The sequence below is a fragment of the Arminella tubonensis genome (genome assembly GCF_003240585.1).
GTDB classification, from domain to species: Bacteria; Pseudomonadota; Alphaproteobacteria; order Rhizobiales; family Rhizobiaceae; genus Rhizobium; species Rhizobium tubonense.
The window spans coordinates 1-16,545 of sequence record NZ_PCDP01000035.1; the positions used below are offsets into that span (position 1 = coordinate 1).

Genomic DNA, 16,545 nt, shown 5'->3' on the forward strand with positions numbered 1-16,545 from the left:
GTCGCGGCGGCGCGATCGCGCTGGGCAACGGCCTGGTCACGCTGGGTCTGCAGCACCGGAACCTTGTTCTCGGCTGCCACGAGAGCGGCTTCGTCGCGTTCGACGGCCGCAGCGGCCTGGTCCTTGAGCGACTGGCTTTGCTCGACATGGGACTGTGTGCCAGCGCCGCTGGTGATCAGCCTTGCATTGCGTGCGGCATCGGACTGGGCGAAGGCCAGCGAGGCGCGGGACGCGTCAATCGAGGCCTTGGCCTGACCGATGATGGACTGCTGCAGATGAATCTGGGCGTCGATGTTGGTGATCGCCGCCTCGGCAGCCTTGACGTCTGCCCTCGCCCCTGCGAGCGCGGCCTGATAATCGCGATCGTCGATCCGGGCAAGAACCTGTCCGGCCTTGACGGTGTCGTTGTCCTTGACGAGGACGTCCTTGATATAGCCCGCGACCTTGGGCGCAATCGTCGTGAAGTCAGCCTTCACATAAGCGTCGTCAGTGGACTCGATGAAGCGCCCGACTGTCCAGTAGTGATAGCCGAAGTTCGCGCCGAAGGCGACGCCTGCGAGAAGGACTGCGGCGAGGATGCCGCGCTTGACGACACTGCGACCGGACTTCTTCGGCGCTTCGGGCGCTGCCGCTGCCTCGGCGGCGGGTGCGGCCGGAGCATCGGCGACCTTGGCCGTCTCAGCCTCGGCGGCCGTCTTGAATGCTTCCTTGCGGGGTATCTGAACCATTGTCCTTCTCCTGTGTCCTGCCCGGTCCGTCCGGGTGGGGCTTGCCCTGTGAACATGAAGATGGCCCGCTATCCCCAGTTTGATAATCCGCTTATATTGGCAAGGATCATAAACTCTGAGCGGATAATCAGGAGGCATGCTTGGATCGTCTCACAAGCCTTTCGGTCTTTGGAAAGGTGGTCGAATGTGGAGGATTCTCCGCAGCAGCGCGCCGCCTCAACATGTCGGTCACCATGGTCGCCAACCATGTACAGTCGCTGGAAGACAGGCTGGGCGTCCGGCTGCTGAACCGGACGACACGCAAGGTAAGCCTGACGGAAACCGGAAAATACTACTTCGAGCGCTCCACGCAGATCCTCGCGGATCTCGATGAGGCCGACCGTGCCGCGGCGGCGCTGACGACCACTCCGCGAGGCACGCTCAAGATCTACTCCGGCACCGCGATCGTCCGCTTCCTGCTGCCCGTCATCGACGAGTACCTCGATCTCTATCCCTCGGTCTCTCTCGACATGAACATAGGCGAGCGGATGATCGACATGATCGAGGACGGCTACGACCTTGTGCTCCGCACCATACCCTCTCCCGATTCCAGCCTCGTGGTTCGCAAGCTCACGCCTTGGAGGCACATCCTGGTCAGCTCGAAGTCCTACCTCGATACCCATGCCGAACCGAAGACACCCGACGACCTCGCAGGCCACAACTGCCTGCAATTCCCCTACTATCCCTTTGGAGACGAGTGGCGCTTTGAATCACTATCCGGCGAAACCCAGAGTGTGAGAGTTCAGGGAAACGTGCTTTCCAACAGCGCGGAGACGCTTCGTCATCTGACCGTCAGCGGCCGGGCGGTATGGCTGGCCCCCAGCTTCGTCGTCGCGGAAGACCTCGCCGAGGGACGCCTCGTCCGTCTTATGCCTGAATTCCGGGGTGTCGAGTTCGCCATCAACGCCGTCTACCCGAACCGAACGCATCTGCCGACCAAGGTCCGCCTTTTCATCGACATGCTGGCCGAGCGGTTCACGGAGCACCGCAAGTGGATGACCTGATAGATCAGCTTGGGCGTTTCGGGCAACGGATCGGAAGTGAAAGGGAAATCTTGTCGAGCTTTGCTAAACTGCAAACTGATGGCAAACCGGCAAACGGCGACCGCGCCACTTAAGGCGCGTTCGCTGTAAACCATTGATTTTGGTAAAATTTTGGTGGGTGATGTAGGGCTCGAACCTACGACCCGCTGATTAAGAGTCAGCTGCTCTACCAACTGAGCTAATCACCCGTAACCGCTTTTGACGGCGTGACCGGGCATATAAATAGGATCGGTTTCATTGTCCAGCCGCTTGACTGATTTTCTTTGGCTATTCGGCAAAATAATTTCACAAAAAGCCAATTATCGAACAAAATCAAAGTTCCAGTGTGCCGCTTGCAATGCGCACCGCCTGGCCGCCAATTCGCGCGTTGGAAATTTCGCCGCCGTCGACGTCGATATGAAGATGAATGAACGAAGGCCGACCCATCTCGACCCCCTGCTCTACGATGAAGGGGTAATGGCCGTCTGGCAGCCGGTCGAAATGGTGGATCGCGCCGGAGAGAGCTGCCACTGCCGATCCTGTTGCCGGATCCTCGACGATGCCCATTCCGGCAGCAAACATGCGGGCGTGAAACTTCGCGGTGTGATTGACGGCCCCGCGGCAATAGATGTAGGCGGACGCCAGTGAACCGTCGACGAAGGGAACCGTTTTCTCCCAAAGTTGCGGATCGAATTCGATACGCTGCGCCGCGCCAACGTCGTGTACCGGTACCATCAGGAACGGCACGCCCGCAGTCCAGATCGACGGCACGTGATTCTCAAAGCCGATCTCGGTAACCTTCAGTCCAAGCGCATCGGCCAGCCTCATCCTTTCGAGTGGCAAAAGGATCTGCTGCGACTTTCGCGGCAGGTCGAATTCGGCGAAGCTCGCCCGCTCCTGCTTGAGCCGCACGGCACAGCGCACCGGCCCGACTTTTTCCTCCAGTACGGAAACCAGATCGATATCGCCGCCGTGTCTCGCATGGGATCGTTCCGCAAGCGCTATCGCTGCACCAACCGTCGGATGTCCCGCAAAAGGCAGTTCCCGTCCGGGCGTGAAGATACGCAGGCTTGCGGTATGAGCGGGATTGGTCGCGGGGCGGACGAACACGGTTTCAGAAAGGTTCAGTTCGCGCGTGATCGCCTGCATCTCCTCGTCGCTCAGGCCGTCGCCGTCAAAGACCACGGCCAGCGGATTGCCTGCCAACTTGGTGTCGGTGAACACGTCGTAGACGCTGTATCTGCGGACCACCCCTGCCTCCTTCGATGACTTCCAAATTTCCAAACTGCCCGACCGCGCAATCAAGCGCAAGGCGGTACGCTTATCGCGGCCGATCGAAGAACCAGGCAAGGATCGGCAGCATCGAGACGTTATAGGGTTGCGCCTCCGGATCGGCGGAGCGGATCGCCACTGCACCCTCGATCTCCTGATCTGCGGCATGAGGCATATGGGCCTCGATCCGGGCAACCAGTTCGTCGGCCGTCACCGGGAAGCGAAAAAGACGGAACACCGTCAGCGAGTGCCTGAAATGCGAGGCGTGATAGCCGGGCTCGGCCAAGACGTCGCTGAGGTCGAGGCCTGTCTCCTCCAGCACCTCGCGGCGCATGTTGCCTTCGATATCGCAGCGGCCGTCGACTATATCGTTCTCGTCGAGAGATCCCGCCGCGAAATAGACCTGGCCGGGATTAGCGGTGTGCTGCCCCATGCGGATGGCCACCAGCGCATTGTCGGAGGTCACGAGCACGGGAAAGGCGAATACGTGGAAACCGCCCGCGCGCACCGTCTGCTTGCGCCACCAAAGAAACGTAGAGAACGGAACGACATAGGCATCGCCGAAAATACCGTCTTCGCTCACCGCCATGCGATGCTGAAAAACCATGCGGCCCTCGAAGAGCGCCGGGTTCGCCGTGATCTCCGTAAGCCAGTTTGCGCGCGCCGCCGAAGCCTCGTGCAGGTGAAACGGATGATCTCCCTCAAGCACACGGAGATCGATATGCCCCACCGGGAACACGGTCTGCTCCGGTGGCCAATTGGCCGTGTCTTCCTGCAGCGGGGTCTTCATTTGCAATCCCGAGGTCATCATTTGAAATCCCCAGTTGTCACTTGAAATCCAGTGTCATGACAACGGGGCAATGGTCGGAGGCCTTCGGTCGGTCCCAGCCGGTGCGCGGATAGCGCTCGACCTCCTGGCCAGGCGGAAAGATCGTGCGATATGGCTGGCCGGCGCGGATGATTTCGGGAAGACGATCAGAATTCGCCTGCGCGAGCGCCGGCGACAGCCAGAGATAATCCAGCTGGCAAAGCCATTGCTCCTGTGGTCCGCGTGCGTGGTACAGCGTCCAGCGGTCCATTGGGCTGCGGCGCGCGATCACGTTTTCCGCAAAGCCGCCATTGCTGAAGACATCGAGCGCGCTTTCCGCCTCCCGCTGATGTTCGAAGCGATAGCCGGTCCGTCGCCGGCCGATGACGTCGACGCGCTCCTGATAGTCGTTCATATCGCCGCAGATGGCGAAATTCCCGGTAGCGGTCTCGCCCGGCCCGAAACGGCTCTCGATGATGCGCCGCACGGCAAGGGTCTCTGCCCGGCGCACGGGCATCGTGACGTGGCGCCCGTCCACGCCGTCGCGGGGACCGCCCATCGACTTCAGGTGCACCACGTAGAGCGCAAACGGGACGTTACCGATCAACAGGTCGAGCTCGAGGCAATCGCGCTTGAATATCCTGTCATCGGGATGAAGCCCGAGTGCCGCCAACTCGTCGTTGAAGAGGTCAAACTCCCGGTATGTCACCGTAGCGTGACTGGTGATGCCCTTGAGCTCGATGCGCTCGCCGTCGCTCGTCTGTTCGCGCATGAGCACGGCGACATCGATGCCACGGCTGTCATTGCCTTCGACCAGATATTTCTGCCGATAACCATTCCCGACCATGCGGAAGAGATAGCCGTTTTCGAACGCCTGCAGCGCCGCCATGTTGTCGACCTCCTGCAGACAGAGGATATCCGCATCGGCATCGGCGATGGCAAGTGCCGTCATCTGCCGCGTGTCGTCGGTCGCTGCGACCACGCGCGCTTGCTCGAGCTGCTGATAGACGCCCTCGTTGCGCACCTCGAAAAGCTTCAACACGCGATCCTGATGCATCTGGTTGCGAAACCCGGTGAAATCGAACCGCGTCAGGAATTTTCGATATTGAACGTGGCGAGACGCAGGGACATGAGGCATTCCTGATGCGGACGGGTCCTTACCCGGCCTTGGCAGTTACGGTCGACTTGAACTTGCCCATGAGATACGGGCCTGACAGTACAGGCTCATATTTCGGCGCAGCACCTGGTTCGACACAGGATGGCAGGCAGGCGATCTCGGCGGACCAGTTCGGTTGATGGAAGAAGGCAAGCGACTGCCGGCGCTTCATGCCACCCTCCTCAGGCGGTGGATTGACGACGCGGTGCATGGTCGAGACCCAGCGATCATTGGTCCAGAGCGCCATGAGGTCGCCGATATTGATGACAAAAGCGCCCGGCACCGGTGGGACCGCCGTCCAGCTGCCATCCGGCGCGACGATCTCGAGACCCTTCGAACCGGGCTCCGGCAAGAGGATCGTCAGGCTGCCGTAGTCCGTATGGACGCCGGCACGCAGCTGTCCCGGCTGTGGTGCTACCGTCTGCTCCGGGTAGTTGAGGGCCCGCAGTGCACTGATCGGCGCATCGACGTAGCGATCGAAGAAATGTTCCTCAAGCCCCAGCCCTACCGCAAAAACGCGCATGATGCGGGAGGCGAGTTCCTCCATCGAACGATAATAAGCCTTCCAGGCGTCGGCAAAGCCTTCCGGTTTCTCCGGCCAGATAGTGGCGGCATAACAGAAGCCGAGCGCCTCCGGATCGACCATCCCCCGAGGCACCGCAAGAGGACCGCCATTAAAGCTCTCCTTGAGATCGGGCGGCGTATCGACATTACGCGACTTGGCAAGCGCCTCGGTACCCGGGCCTAGATAGCCGTAGGGATAGCCGGGAAACGGCGCTTTCGCGCCCTGCTTTTCGTCCGGAGACTGGTCGAAAAAGGCCCTGGCCTTTTCCCATATGCCGGCGATGACATCTTCGCCGACCCCATGATTGGCAATCGCCAGGAATCCGGTCGAACGGCAGATTGCGTCCACTGTCGCGCCGAGCCGCTTCTTCTCATCGACACCAGCCGCCTCGAAGGCACCGAGATCGAAAACCGGGAAGCTTTGGCTGGACATGAGACGATTCCCTGCTGACTGATGCGCAAATCAACCACAGGAAGACGACGGGAACAACCACCATGTCGCCCAGACTGCCCCAAGGTAAATTAGAGCCGCCATGCCGAGCGGATCACGACGGTGAGCCTTTCCCCCGGCACGACCGCGAAACGGCTGTAGGCCCGGAGCGACTGGCCATCGGGCAACCGCAGCCGCACCGCATAACGCTCCCCCTCATAGAGCGAGGACTCGACCACGCATGAAACGCCCCCGGCATCGGCGATGACGTCTTCGGGACGTACAAGGATATCTGCACGCGGTGAACCATCATTTCCGGGGCGATCACGGTCGTCCCCGGGGCGACCACGGTCGTCCCCCGGCCGCTTCAGCACCTCTCTCAGCGCCGCCCAATCCAGCAACCGCGGCCCGACATCGCTCGATATGGGCACAGACAGGATGGACCCCCGCCCAACCAGTCCACCGACCAGCCTGCCCTCCGGCCGGGCATAGATTTCAGCCGGCGCCGCCACCTGCATCAGCCGGCCCTCGGACATCACCGCGACATCGGTCGCCAGCGCCATCGCCTCGCTCTGGTCGTGGGTGACATAGACCATCGTCGCACCCGAGCGCTGGTGGAATTCGCGGAACGTCTCCTCCATCTCGGTCTTCAGATGGCGGTCGAGGTTGGCAAGCGGCTCGTCGAGCAGCACGACGTCGGGAGATGTCACCAGGCAGCGGGCAAGTGCCACCCGCTGACGCTGCCCACCGGAGAGATCCGCCGGCCGCCGGTCCGCGAAGTCGCCGAGGCGCACGGTCCCGAGCGCCTCCCGTACCTTTTCACGGTAGCGCTCGCCGGAAATTCCGCGCACTTTCAACGGATAACCGACATTGTCGGCGACGTTCATATGCGGCCAGAGCGCATAGGACTGGAACACCATCGCCATATTGCGGCGCTCGGGCGGCAGGTAGCTTTCGGAGTTCGTCAGCAGCTTTTCACCGAGACGGATCGACCCGCCCGTGGGCTGCTCGAAACCGGCGATCATGCGAAGCACCGTCGTCTTGCCGCAACCCGACGGCCCCAGCAGCGCCAGGAAACCGCCGTCGCGCACTTCCAGCGACAAGCCATCGACCGCCGATCGCCCGGTGCCGAAATCCTTGCTGACGCGATCGAGGATCAGTTTCGCCAAGGCACCACTCCTTTTGGAAGGCGCTTGGCCAGCAGTTCAAGCAACAGCATCATCGCGACGACCATGCAGACGACCAGCACCGACATCGCCGATGCCAGATCGGAGCTGCCGCTATCGTCGAGATTGTAGATGGCGACGCCCAGCGTCTGCGTTCCGGCCGACCAGAGCAACGCCGATACCGTCAGCTCGTTGCAGGCGATCAGGAAAACCAGGATGACCGACGCGCCCGCCGCCGGCGCGATCAGCGGCAGGATGATGTCCGCCAGCCGGCGAAAGAAGCCGGCGCCTGACAAACGGGCGGCCTCTTCGAGCGCCGGATCCAGCTGCAGGAATGCACTAAGGACGGGCTTCAGGCTGACGGCGAAATAGGCCGAGAAATAGGCGAGCAGGATGATCCATATCGTCCCGTAGAGCGTGACGTGGAGCACCGGCAAAGGTGCAGCAAAGACCAGGATGAACGACACCGCGACGATAATTCCGGGCAGCGCATAGGGAATCTCGATCAACCCGGCGACCACGCGGCTTGCCAGATCCCGCCGCTTGGTCAGCGAGTAGGCGGCAAGGACTGTCACCGCAAGGAGACATATCGACGTCATGCCGGCAAGAAACAGCGAATTGGAAAAGGCCGTGCGCGTCACTGTCTGGCGAAACAGGATCTCGGTAAAGGCGTGCAGCGAGGCGGTCCTGAAGCTGAGTGGGACCCCATAGGCCGGCACCAAGGCGCCTGCAACAAGTGCGAAGAACGGTGCGACGAGCATGACGAACAGGATCCCCCACAGAAGAGGAAGCGCCGCATAACGCCAGCGTCCCAGCGACAAGGCAGCCGAGGCGCCGGACAGACCGATGACGCGGTAGTCGCGGCCGCGAAGCGCCCCGCCCTGCACCGCAAGGCCCACCACCGATATCACCGCGATCATCGTCGACAGCACGGCGATATCGCCGAAGGTCCGGGGTCCGAAGGAGGAGAATTTGGTGAAGATCAGCGTCGAGAGCGTAAAGATCGAGGCCGGAATGCCGAGGATGGCCGGGATACCGAAATTCCCGACCGAGGAAACGAAGGCGATCGCCGCACCGGCGATGACGCCAGGCAGCGACAGCGGAAAGACGATGTCGCGGAAAACTCGAAAACCGGAAGCCCCTGAAAGCCGCGCCGCCTCTACGCCATCGCGCGGCAGGGCCATGAGCCCCGCCCGGAGCGCCAGATAGACCAGCGGCGCATGCTGGACGCCATAGAGCAAGGCAATACCGCCGATCGAGTAAAGCGGCTGCGGCGAGCCCAGCGGCGGCGCGATATGCAGCGCCTTCAGCAGCGGACTGGAAGGGCCAGACATCTGTACCCAGGCGAGCGCCGTTACCTGCGGCGGTATCATCATCGGCAGCACGAAAAGAAAGCTCAGTATATTGCGGCCCGCGATGTCGGTCAGCGTCAGCAGGAAGGCAAAGAGACAGCCGATGGCGAGCGAAATCATCGTCCCCAGCACCGCCGTCTCGACTGTGTACCAGGTCGAGCGCCATAGCGCCGGATCGGTGACCAGATCATAAGCGCCGCCGCGCAGCAGCGCGGCAATGCCAGCCTCCGCCAGCCGCGCCAGGGGCAGCACGCTCAGGATCGACACCACAAAAACGACGAAGGGAAACAACCACGCCGGCTGGCTGTTTCCCCTGCGGACATATCCGTACATTCAACGTCCAGAATGGGTCAGTAAGGCCTTGTAGCTCAATTCGAACCGTAGAACGATGAGAAGGTCTTCAGGTCCCTGTCGGTGTTCTTCAAGGCGACAGCGGCATTCAGCGGCAGGACCTTAATGCTGTCGCGGGTAGGGAAACCGGCAGGCAGCGCCATGCCGCCTCTTGCCGGAATATATCCAAGCTTGAGGAAGCCCTGCTGGCCTTTTTCGGATAGCACGTAGTCGACGAACTTCTTCGCCGCATCGGCGTGCTTCGCGGTCGAAAGGATCGCCACCGGCTCGGTGACCGCGGAGACGCCCTCCTTCGGAAACACGAATTCAAGCGGCGCGCCCTTGGCCTTTTCGCGGATCGGCATGTAGTCGACAACCATGCCATAGGCCTTTTCGCCCGAGGCAACAGATTTCAGCACCTGGCCGTTGCCACCGGCAGCAACCGCGCCGTTGCCTGCGAGGTTCTTATAGAAATCCCAGCCAAGGCTATCGACGTCGGCAAGCGTCTGCGCGTGAATGAGGGCAGCACCGGAGGCAAGCGGGCTCGGCATGACGACGAGGCTCTTGGCTTCCGGCTTGGTCAGGTCCTGCCAGCTCGTTGGTTTCATCGAGGCGCCTGTGTTGTAGACGATACCCGTGGTGATGAGCTTGGTCGAATAGTAGTAGCCGTCGGCGTCATAGAGCGCGGCGTCGTAGTTGGCGGCTTCCGGCGACTTGTAGGCCATCAGTTTGCCGGCTTCCTTGAGACGCTCCAGCGTCACCATGTCGGCGATCAGGAGCACGTCGGCCACTGGATTGCCTGCCTGTATCTCGGCTTCGAGCTTGGCCATGATCTTCGGCGTGCCATCGCGCACCCAATCGACCTTGATTTCGGGGTTGGCCGCCATGAAGCCGTCAACCGTCGACTGCGCGTCCTCGTTCGGCTGGCTGGTATAAAGCACCAGGTCGGCGGCATGCACCGAAACCGAAAGAAAGCTCGCGGCGAGCAGGCCGGCAACCGCGGTGACGAAGGTTTTCATGATGGCATCCCAAAGTGATTTCGCACAGGTTCCTTAGCCACGCCGGTTAACATGAATGTGACAGGCGGCTGAACCATTTGGGACGGCATCGACCGCCGTTGGGCTTGACCCTGCCGCCAAGCCCCTATTTGTTGCCCCAACATCTGCACCATTGCTGACACTGTCTTTCCGCGGAGGAACCCCTATGGAATACCGTCTGCTCGGCCGCTCCGGCCTGAAAATCTCGACCATCACGATGGGCACCATGACCTTCGGCGGCAAGGGTTGGGCAAAGACCGTCGGCGATCTCGGCGTCGGGGAAGCGCGCAGGCTGGTCGACATGTGCCTCGATGCCGGCGTCAACCTGATCGATACCGCGGATGTCTATTCGCAGGGTGCCTCGGAGGAGATTCTCGGCGAAATCCTCGGCGGGCCACGCAAGAACGGCGTGCTGATTGCCACCAAGGCTCGCTTCCCGATGGGCGATGGGCCGAACAACGCGGGCTCTTCGCGATATCACCTGATACGCGCCTGCGAGGCCAGCCTCAAGCGAATGAAGACCGACGTCATCGATCTCTACCAGCTCCACGAATGGGACGGGCAGACGCCGCTGGAAGAGACGATCGAGGCGCTCGATACGCTCGTCCGCCAGGGCAAGGTGCGCTACATCGGCTGCTCGAACTTCTCGGGCTGGCATATCATGAAGGCGCTCGGTGTCAGCGAAAAGGACAGCCGCGAGCGTTTCGTCAGCCAGCAAATCCACTACACCCTCGAATCCCGCGATGCCGAATACGAACTCCTGCCGATCAGCATCGACCAGGGCCTCGGCATCCTCGTCTGGAGCCCGCTGGCCGGCGGTCTCCTCTCGGGCAAGCATCGCCGCAACCAGGCGACGCCGGAAGGCACGCGACAGTTTGCCGGCTGGACCGAACCGCCGATCCGCGACGAGAACAGGCTTTGGAACATCGTCGACACGCTGGTCTCTATCGCCGAGAGCCGCAATGTCTCGGCAGCCCAGGTGGCACTTGCCTGGCTGATCGGTCGAAAAGGCGTGACGTCTGTCATCATCGGCGGCCGCACGGATGCGCAGTTCAAGGACAATCTCGCTGCTGCCGAATTGACGCTGACCCAGGACGAACGCCAACGGCTCGACGACGTCAGCCTGCCGCAGGTGCTCTACCCCTACTGGCACCAGATGAACACCGCCACCGATCGGCTCAGTGAGGCCGATCTGTCGCTGCTCGGACCGCATTTGAAGAAGTGAGCTAGTGACGGCGGCGGTCCCGCGACCGCCGCTGATCTCGCCCCACTCGCACAATCGTTCAAGACCGACGCGCGCCCTCCTCCTAGTGACATTCCATCAAGCAACATGGAGGAAGCATCATGCAAACCGAAAAACAGAAAACCTACACCCCTATCAATCTTGCCCAAAAATCGGCGTTGCTGACCGAGCACTGGCAGCCGCGCGTCATCGCGGAGCTCAACGACTACCAGTTCAAGATCGCCAAGATCATCGGCGACTTCATCTGGCATGATCATCCTGAAACGGACGAAGCCTTCATCGTGCTCGAGGGCGAATTGCGGATCGATTTTCGGGACGGGTCGGTTCTGATCAAGCCCGGCGAAATGTTCGTCGTGCCCAGGGGTGTCGAGCACAAGCCCTTCGCCGCGGCAGAGGTCAGGATGATGATGATCGAGCCGCGCGGAACCGTGAATACCGGCGAGGCTGGAGGAGAACGGACGGCTCAGAACGACGTGTGGATCTGAGCCGGCGTTTCCCGGGTGAAGTCAGAGCTTTGCCATCTCGCTTGCGATCAACGCACCGAGCCTCGAAATACCCTCGTCGATCATCTGATCGTCGGCACAGGAGAAGCTGACGCGGAACGTGTTCGGGCCTGAGCCATCGGCAAAAAATGCCTGGCCGGGCACGAAGGCGACCTTCGCGGTTTCCAGCGAGGTCGCCAGCAGCTTGGCGCCGTCCATGCCGCGCGGCAGGGTGATCCAGACGAACATGCCACCCTCGGGCTTCGTCCAGCTCGTTCCTTCCGGCATGTACTTGGCAAGCGCCGCCAGCATGCAGTCCCGGCGATGGCTATAGGTCTTGCGAACCTTGGCAACCTGCGCGTCGAACCCCCTCTGGGCAACCTCATAGATCGCCATCTGGTTGATCGTCGACGAATGCAAGTCCGCCGCCTGCTTCATCAGTACCAGCTTGCGGATAACAGGCGCGTTTCCAACGACGAAGCCGACCCTGAGGCCCGGCGCCAGCGTCTTCGAAAAGCTGCCGCAATAGATCGTCCGCGTCAGGTTGATATCGCCCTTGCGGGCGATTTCGAGCGACAGGATCGGCGGAATCGGATCGCCGTCGTAGCGCAGCGATTGGTAGGCCGCGTCCTCGATGATCGCGATATCGAGATCATCGGCAAGGTCGATCAGCTTTTCGCGCGCCGCAAGATCGATTGTCTCGCCGGTCGGATTGGCGAAATCGGCGGAGAGATAGGCAAACTTGACACGACCGCCGGCCTGTTCGGCAGTGATGCGATAGGCCTCGGGCGTGCGATTCCCGTTCGGCGTCAACTGGTCGTAGCTCGGCTCATAGGCGTTGAAGGCCTGGAGCGCACCGAGATAGGTCGGTGCCGTTACCAGCGCCGTATCGTTCGGCGACAGGAACAGCTTGCCTAAGTAGTCGAGCCCTTGCTGCGAACCGGAGACGATGAAGACGTTTTCGAGATCGCATGCAACGCCGATCGCCGCCATCTGCTGCACGAGCCATTCCCGCAGCGGCTTGTAGCCTTCGCTGACCGAATATTGCAGCGCCGAATTGACGGCCTCCCCGTCGAAGATATCGCCGTAGGCCTGCTTGAATTCCTCCGCCGGAAACAGCTTCGGATCGGGAATACCCCCCGCAAAAGAGATGATATCCGGTCGCTCCAACAGCTTCAGAAGTTCGCGGATTTCAGAGGCGCGCATACGGCTCGAGCGCGTCGCAAAGATGTTTTCCCAATTGAACATGGGGCTTCCTCGTAATTTTTTATCTTTAGACGACCAAACCACGCAAGAAAAGATAAGTCAATATTGCTGACCTATTTTGTTGGATGCGCTGGCGGTGTAAGGAATGGATTGAAGGTCGAGACTGGGAAATTGGCAAAATCCTTGGTGTTTCTGGTTACAACGGTCATGTTGTGAACGATAGCCGTCGCGGCGATCAGACAATCTTCAATTAGATCGTCAGACCGCATATCCATGAGTTGAGCCCATTTTCGAAAAACCAGCGCGGTGGAATCGAGCACCGAAATTGATTGAAGCATGCGGTCCAGCCACCGCTCTATCTCATCCGCCTTTTCTAGATCTCGCTTCCGTGTGATTTCTATGCCGGCTTGAATTTCACCCGCCGTGATTGCCGCGAGATAAAGCGAATTTGGGGATACGCTTCCGAGCCATTGGACAACGGCTCCGTGGGGCTTGCGACGCCTAAGCTCCGAGACGATGTTTGTATCGAGTATATACATCGGCGTCTTTATTCGAAGCCCTGAGGTTTCCGACGCCGCAAGCGGCCTCTATCCGGAATTTCCAGATCAAATCTCGGCTCGGGCGCCAGAAGCAATTCCTTCAAAGTTGGCCTCGCCCTCTTCTGCAAGTCCTCCCACTCGTCAATGGAAACCAGGACCGCGCGGGGTTGTCCTCGTTTGGAAACAAGTTGGGGTCCCTCCTCCATGGAAGCATCAAGCAATTCGCTAAACCGCGCCTTGGCATCCTGAACCGGCCATTGCTTCATCGCAACCTCCTAACTGACTAGTCAACATACTAGTCAGTTCACTTCAACAATTCAACTTATCTCTGAAATCACTTTTCGCGCCAATCATCACACTCGATCATTGCGCCGCAATTCTGCAAGAAGGCCACTGCCTTGCTCCCGCTCAGGAGCAAGGCATCCGTATCAACTGGCGCAAGGCCTTCAGATCAGGAGCGCAGCAGCGCCGAGAGCTGGGCATTGTTGGGCACCTGCCCCTGCGGAGTCGCCTTGTCCACGACGCCGGGCAGAACTTTGGCGAGCTGCTCGAGCAACTCCTGTTCGCTGACGCCCGCTTGCCGCGCGAGATCGCTGATCGTCTGCGATCCTAGCGCGCCGCCGAGACTGCCGGGCGAGATCGGCTGATTGGGACCCGGCTTGACCCAGGAATCGACGGCTGCACCCTGGCCGGCTTCGGTCAGCTTGCCAAGAAGGCCGCCCAGTCCGCCGAACAGTCCGCCATCGTTTGCCGGCGCATTCGCCTGCTGGGTGGCGGCCTCGTCGTCTGTGTTGCCTTTGCCGCTGAGAAGCTTCCCAACGAGCAAAGCGCCAAGCGCAATCATAATCGGCTTCGATATATTTCCGCCGGGAACGGCGTCGTCAAAAATTCCCATTGTCCCATCCTCCTAAAGTTTCCGTTGCGAATGCCAAGCTACTGATCGATTGCGCGCGACCGATCAGGCCTTGATTTAATATCTCGGCCATTTAGCTTACAGTTGAAATGGTTGTGTTATGTGACCATTCAAGGAGGGGTGCGAAATGAATGTATTTGCGTGGATTATTCTGGGTCTGATCGCCGGTTTCATCGGCAGCAAGATCGTCAACAAGAGCGGCTCGGGCATGATCATGGACATTGCGCTCGGCGTTGTCGGTGCAATTGTCGGCGGGGTAATATTCAATTTCTTCGGCGCGGCCGGCGTTACCGGCTTGAATATATGGAGCCTTCTGGTTTCCGTCATCGGAGCCGTCGTCGTCCTTTGGCTCTATCACGCCGTTTCGGGCCGTCGCGCCTGACCTGATCAGCCGGCTCAAAACGACAAAGGCCGGAGCTTAAAGCCCCGGCCCTTACTTTTTAATTCACGGAAATCGCTTAGTTGACGCTCTTGTCGACCAGCTTGTTCTTGCCGATCCAGGGCATCATGCCGCGCAGCTTGGCGCCGACTTCCTCGATCTGGTGGCTGTCGTTCAAGCGGCGGATGCCCTTGAAGCGAGCGCCGCCGGCACGGTATTCCTGCATCCAATCCGAAGTGAACTTGCCGGTCTGGATGTCCTTTAGGACGCGCTTCATCTCAGCCTTCGTCTCAGCCGTGATGATGCGCGGGCCGGAAACGTATTCGCCCCACTCGGCCGTGTTGGAGATCGAGTAGTTCATGTTGGCGATGCCGCCTTCATAGATCAGGTCGACGATCAGCTTCACTTCATGCAGGCATTCGAAATAGGCCATTTCAGGCGCATAACCGGCTTCGGTCAAGGTTTCGAAACCAGCGCGGATGAGCTCGACAAGACCGCCGCAGAGAACGACCTGCTCGCCGAAGAGATCGGTTTCGCACTCTTCGCGGAAGTTGGTCTCGATGATGCCGGAGCGTCCGCCGCCGACGCCGCAGGCGTAGGAAAGCGCCAGTTCAAGTGCGTTGCCCGAAGCGTTCTGGTGAACGGCAACGAGGCAGGGAACGCCGCCGCCCTTCTGGTATTCGCCGCGAACCGTATGACCGGGGCCCTTCGGCGCGATCATGACGATGTCGACCGATGCCTTCGGCTCGATGAGGCCGAAATGGATGTTGAGGCCGTGGGCAAATGCGATTGCAGCGCCGTCGCGGATATTGCCGGCGATGTCGGCCTTGTAGATGTCGGCCTGAAGCTCGTCCGGGGTCGCCATCATCATCAGGTCGGCCCAGGCTGCAGCTTCGGCAACCGTCATGACCTTGAAGCCGTCGGCTTCGGCTTTCTTTACGGTCGGCGAACCGGCCTTGAGCGCGATCGCAACGTTCTGTGCGCCGCTGTCCTTGAGGTTCAGTGCGTGGGCGCGGCCCTGGGAGCCGTAACCGATGATTGCGACCTTCTTGGCCTTGATGAGGTTGAGATCGGCATCACGATCGTAATAGACGCGCATTGATTTTTTCCTTCCCTTTGCTTGTCTGTTGTCAGTATCGAACCATCAGACGGTCGCTGCCGCTTCCGCCGAAACTTTTTCCGTGCCGTAGAGCCGGAGGAAAGCGCTGACCGCCCTCTCCGCCTGGCTGCCGGTATCCTTCATGCCGGGCTCTCCGAGCAGCATGCGCACATGCAGGTCGGAAACCACGAGCCCGTATAGTGTATGATAGGCCTCGTCGCCGTTGGAAAAGCGCAGCAGCCCTGCCCGCTTCCCGGCATCGATAAGCCCACCTGCACGCTTGTCGATCTGCCGTCGCCCGCGCTCCAGCAAGAGCGTGCCGAGCTTCGACCCGTCGCGGTTCGACTGGCCGATCGCCAGCCGGTTGAGAGCCAGCGAAACGTCTCCGGCTAGGACCTCGAGAAGATCACGGGCAAAGATGACAAGATGGTCGTGCAGGCTCGCAGCCGTCAGCCGCTCGCCGTTGCGCTCGAACGTCCGGACTTTGCTCGCCTGATAGGCGATCATCGCCGACAGAAGCCCGTCGCGATCACCGAACCACTTATAAAGACTTTCCTTGGAGCAATTGGCTGCCCGCGCAACGCCCGACGTCGTCAGCGCCTTCTCGCCACCATCGACCAGCAGCAGAAGCGCCTGCTCCAGAACGGCGTTCTGGCGCGGAGAAAATTCGCTCGACTGTGCTGCATCGCTTGGCAAGATTGCCACTCCCAAATACGTACCGTACCGTACGGTTCGCAAGCCTTATCGCGCAGAGATGAAGCGTCGTCAAGCGCTTTTCGC

Annotated in this window: 17 protein-coding genes, 1 tRNA gene and 1 pseudogene; 4 read left to right on the forward strand and 15 right to left on the reverse strand. The window is 60.5% G+C overall.

Going from position 1 to position 16,545, the window contains the following annotated elements:
- Positions 1 to 728, reverse strand: a 728-nt coding sequence (locus tag CPY51_RS11645) for an HlyD family secretion protein (protein WP_146260122.1), incomplete at its 3' end; no start/stop codon positions are given.
- Positions 729 to 868: 140 nt separating this feature from the next.
- Between CPY51_RS11645 and CPY51_RS11650 the strand changes: the two genes are divergently transcribed.
- On the forward strand, positions 869 to 1,771 hold the full coding sequence (locus CPY51_RS11650; protein WP_111160399.1) for a LysR family transcriptional regulator: 903 nt from the start codon (positions 869 to 871) through the stop codon (positions 1,769 to 1,771).
- Positions 1,772 to 1,922: 151 nt separating this feature from the next.
- On the opposite strand, the gene CPY51_RS11655 is transcribed toward CPY51_RS11650, so the two are convergent.
- The 8 genes and pseudogenes from CPY51_RS11655 to CPY51_RS11690 all read right to left on the reverse strand — a co-directional run bounded on the left by CPY51_RS11655 (position 1,923) and on the right by CPY51_RS11690 (position 9,886).
- Positions 1,923 to 1,998, reverse strand: a tRNA-Lys gene (locus tag CPY51_RS11655).
- A 124-nt stretch (positions 1,999 to 2,122) separates the two neighbouring features.
- Positions 2,123 to 3,040, reverse strand: a complete 918-nt coding sequence (locus CPY51_RS11660; protein WP_111160400.1) for a PhzF family phenazine biosynthesis protein — start codon at positions 3,038 to 3,040, stop codon at positions 2,123 to 2,125.
- Between the two features lie 70 nt (positions 3,041 to 3,110).
- Positions 3,111 to 3,851 (reverse strand): NUDIX hydrolase, encoded by a 741-nt coding sequence (locus CPY51_RS11665; protein WP_244598624.1) that lies wholly within the window; start codon positions 3,849 to 3,851, stop codon positions 3,111 to 3,113.
- A gap of 37 nt (positions 3,852 to 3,888) precedes the next feature.
- Positions 3,889 to 5,000 (reverse strand): annotated as a pseudogene (locus CPY51_RS11670) (endonuclease/exonuclease/phosphatase family protein).
- A gap of 26 nt (positions 5,001 to 5,026) precedes the next feature.
- Positions 5,027 to 6,022 (reverse strand): isopenicillin N synthase family dioxygenase, encoded by a 996-nt coding sequence (locus CPY51_RS11675; RefSeq protein WP_111160401.1) that lies wholly within the window; start codon positions 6,020 to 6,022, stop codon positions 5,027 to 5,029.
- An 89-nt stretch (positions 6,023 to 6,111) separates the two neighbouring features.
- Positions 6,112 to 7,188, reverse strand: a complete 1,077-nt coding sequence (locus tag CPY51_RS11680) for an ABC transporter ATP-binding protein (RefSeq protein ID WP_111160402.1) — start codon at positions 7,186 to 7,188, stop codon at positions 6,112 to 6,114.
- The gene (locus CPY51_RS11685) at positions 7,176 to 8,870 is read right to left on the reverse strand and encodes an ABC transporter permease (protein WP_111160403.1); all 1,695 of its coding nucleotides are present in this window, start codon (positions 8,868 to 8,870) and stop codon (positions 7,176 to 7,178) included. The genes CPY51_RS11680 and CPY51_RS11685 overlap by 13 nt, the downstream gene beginning before the upstream one ends.
- Before the next feature lie 35 nt (positions 8,871 to 8,905).
- Complete coding sequence (locus CPY51_RS11690) at positions 8,906 to 9,886, reverse strand: ABC transporter substrate-binding protein (protein WP_111160404.1); 981 nt, start codon at positions 9,884 to 9,886, stop codon at positions 8,906 to 8,908.
- 184 nt (positions 9,887 to 10,070) lie between these two features.
- Here CPY51_RS11690 and CPY51_RS11695 point away from each other — a divergent pair, with 184 nt between their 5' ends.
- Both CPY51_RS11695 and CPY51_RS11700 read left to right on the forward strand, forming a co-directional pair.
- Positions 10,071 to 11,129, forward strand: a complete 1,059-nt coding sequence (locus CPY51_RS11695; protein WP_111160405.1) for an aldo/keto reductase — start codon at positions 10,071 to 10,073, stop codon at positions 11,127 to 11,129.
- Positions 11,130 to 11,248: 119 nt separating this feature from the next.
- Entirely contained in the window at positions 11,249 to 11,632 is a 384-nt protein-coding gene (locus CPY51_RS11700; protein WP_111160406.1) for a cupin domain-containing protein, read from the forward strand.
- Between the two features lie 21 nt (positions 11,633 to 11,653).
- Here the strand turns inward: CPY51_RS11700 and CPY51_RS11705 are convergent, their stop codons facing one another.
- The 4 genes from CPY51_RS11705 to CPY51_RS11720 all read right to left on the reverse strand — a co-directional run bounded on the left by CPY51_RS11705 (position 11,654) and on the right by CPY51_RS11720 (position 14,269).
- A complete protein-coding gene (locus tag CPY51_RS11705) occupies positions 11,654 to 12,877 on the reverse strand; it encodes an aminotransferase-like domain-containing protein (protein ID WP_111160407.1) in 1,224 nt (407 codons plus the stop codon).
- Positions 12,878 to 12,948: 71 nt separating this feature from the next.
- Positions 12,949 to 13,374 carry a type II toxin-antitoxin system VapC family toxin gene (locus tag CPY51_RS11710; protein WP_111160408.1) on the reverse strand — a complete coding sequence of 142 codons (426 nt, stop codon included), beginning with the start codon at positions 13,372 to 13,374 and terminating at the stop codon, positions 12,949 to 12,951.
- Positions 13,375 to 13,382: 8 nt separating this feature from the next.
- Positions 13,383 to 13,640 (reverse strand): type II toxin-antitoxin system Phd/YefM family antitoxin, encoded by a 258-nt coding sequence (locus CPY51_RS11715; RefSeq protein WP_111160409.1) that lies wholly within the window; start codon positions 13,638 to 13,640, stop codon positions 13,383 to 13,385.
- 185 nt (positions 13,641 to 13,825) lie between these two features.
- Complete coding sequence (locus CPY51_RS11720) at positions 13,826 to 14,269, reverse strand: YidB family protein (protein WP_111160410.1); 444 nt, start codon at positions 14,267 to 14,269, stop codon at positions 13,826 to 13,828.
- A gap of 145 nt (positions 14,270 to 14,414) precedes the next feature.
- On the opposite strand from CPY51_RS11720, the gene CPY51_RS11725 reads away from it, so the two are divergent.
- Positions 14,415 to 14,669 carry a GlsB/YeaQ/YmgE family stress response membrane protein gene (locus tag CPY51_RS11725; protein ID WP_111160411.1) on the forward strand — a complete coding sequence of 85 codons (255 nt, stop codon included), beginning with the start codon at positions 14,415 to 14,417 and terminating at the stop codon, positions 14,667 to 14,669.
- A 76-nt stretch (positions 14,670 to 14,745) separates the two neighbouring features.
- Here CPY51_RS11725 and ilvC read toward each other — a convergent pair whose 3' ends face one another.
- Positions 14,746 to 15,765: a ketol-acid reductoisomerase gene (gene ilvC, locus CPY51_RS11730; RefSeq protein ID WP_111160412.1), complete on the reverse strand. Its 1,020-nt coding sequence runs from the start codon at positions 15,763 to 15,765 to the stop codon at positions 14,746 to 14,748.
- 45 nt (positions 15,766 to 15,810) lie between these two features.
- Positions 15,811 to 16,461: a TetR/AcrR family transcriptional regulator gene (locus tag CPY51_RS11735; protein ID WP_111160413.1), complete on the reverse strand. Its 651-nt coding sequence runs from the start codon at positions 16,459 to 16,461 to the stop codon at positions 15,811 to 15,813.
- Positions 16,462 to 16,545: the final 84 nt, after the last annotated feature.

Excerpts from the sequence above, each read along its gene's own strand:
- CPY51_RS11695 (WP_111160405.1), top strand. The coding sequence starts at position 10,071 with ATGGAATACCGTCTGCTCGGCCGCTCCGGCCTGAAAATCTCGACCATC.
- CPY51_RS11675 (WP_111160401.1), bottom strand. The coding sequence starts at position 6,022 with ATGTCCAGCCAAAGCTTCCCGGTTTTCGATCTCGGTGCCTTCGAGGCG.
- CPY51_RS11725 (WP_111160411.1), top strand. The coding sequence starts at position 14,415 with ATGAATGTATTTGCGTGGATTATTCTGGGTCTGATCGCCGGTTTCATC.
- CPY51_RS11720 (WP_111160410.1), bottom strand. The coding sequence starts at position 14,269 with ATGGGAATTTTTGACGACGCCGTTCCCGGCGGAAATATATCGAAGCCG.
- CPY51_RS11700 (WP_111160406.1), top strand. The coding sequence starts at position 11,249 with ATGCAAACCGAAAAACAGAAAACCTACACCCCTATCAATCTTGCCCAA.
- CPY51_RS11710 (WP_111160408.1), bottom strand. The coding sequence starts at position 13,374 with ATGTATATACTCGATACAAACATCGTCTCGGAGCTTAGGCGTCGCAAG.
- CPY51_RS11665 (WP_244598624.1), bottom strand. The coding sequence starts at position 3,851 with ATGAAGACCCCGCTGCAGGAAGACACGGCCAATTGGCCACCGGAGCAG.
- CPY51_RS11715 (WP_111160409.1), bottom strand. The coding sequence starts at position 13,640 with ATGAAGCAATGGCCGGTTCAGGATGCCAAGGCGCGGTTTAGCGAATTG.
- CPY51_RS11690 (WP_111160404.1), bottom strand. The coding sequence starts at position 9,886 with ATGAAAACCTTCGTCACCGCGGTTGCCGGCCTGCTCGCCGCGAGCTTT.
- CPY51_RS11705 (WP_111160407.1), bottom strand. The coding sequence starts at position 12,877 with ATGTTCAATTGGGAAAACATCTTTGCGACGCGCTCGAGCCGTATGCGC.
- ilvC (WP_111160412.1), bottom strand. The coding sequence starts at position 15,765 with ATGCGCGTCTATTACGATCGTGATGCCGATCTCAACCTCATCAAGGCC.
- CPY51_RS11685 (WP_111160403.1), bottom strand. The coding sequence starts at position 8,870 with ATGTACGGATATGTCCGCAGGGGAAACAGCCAGCCGGCGTGGTTGTTT.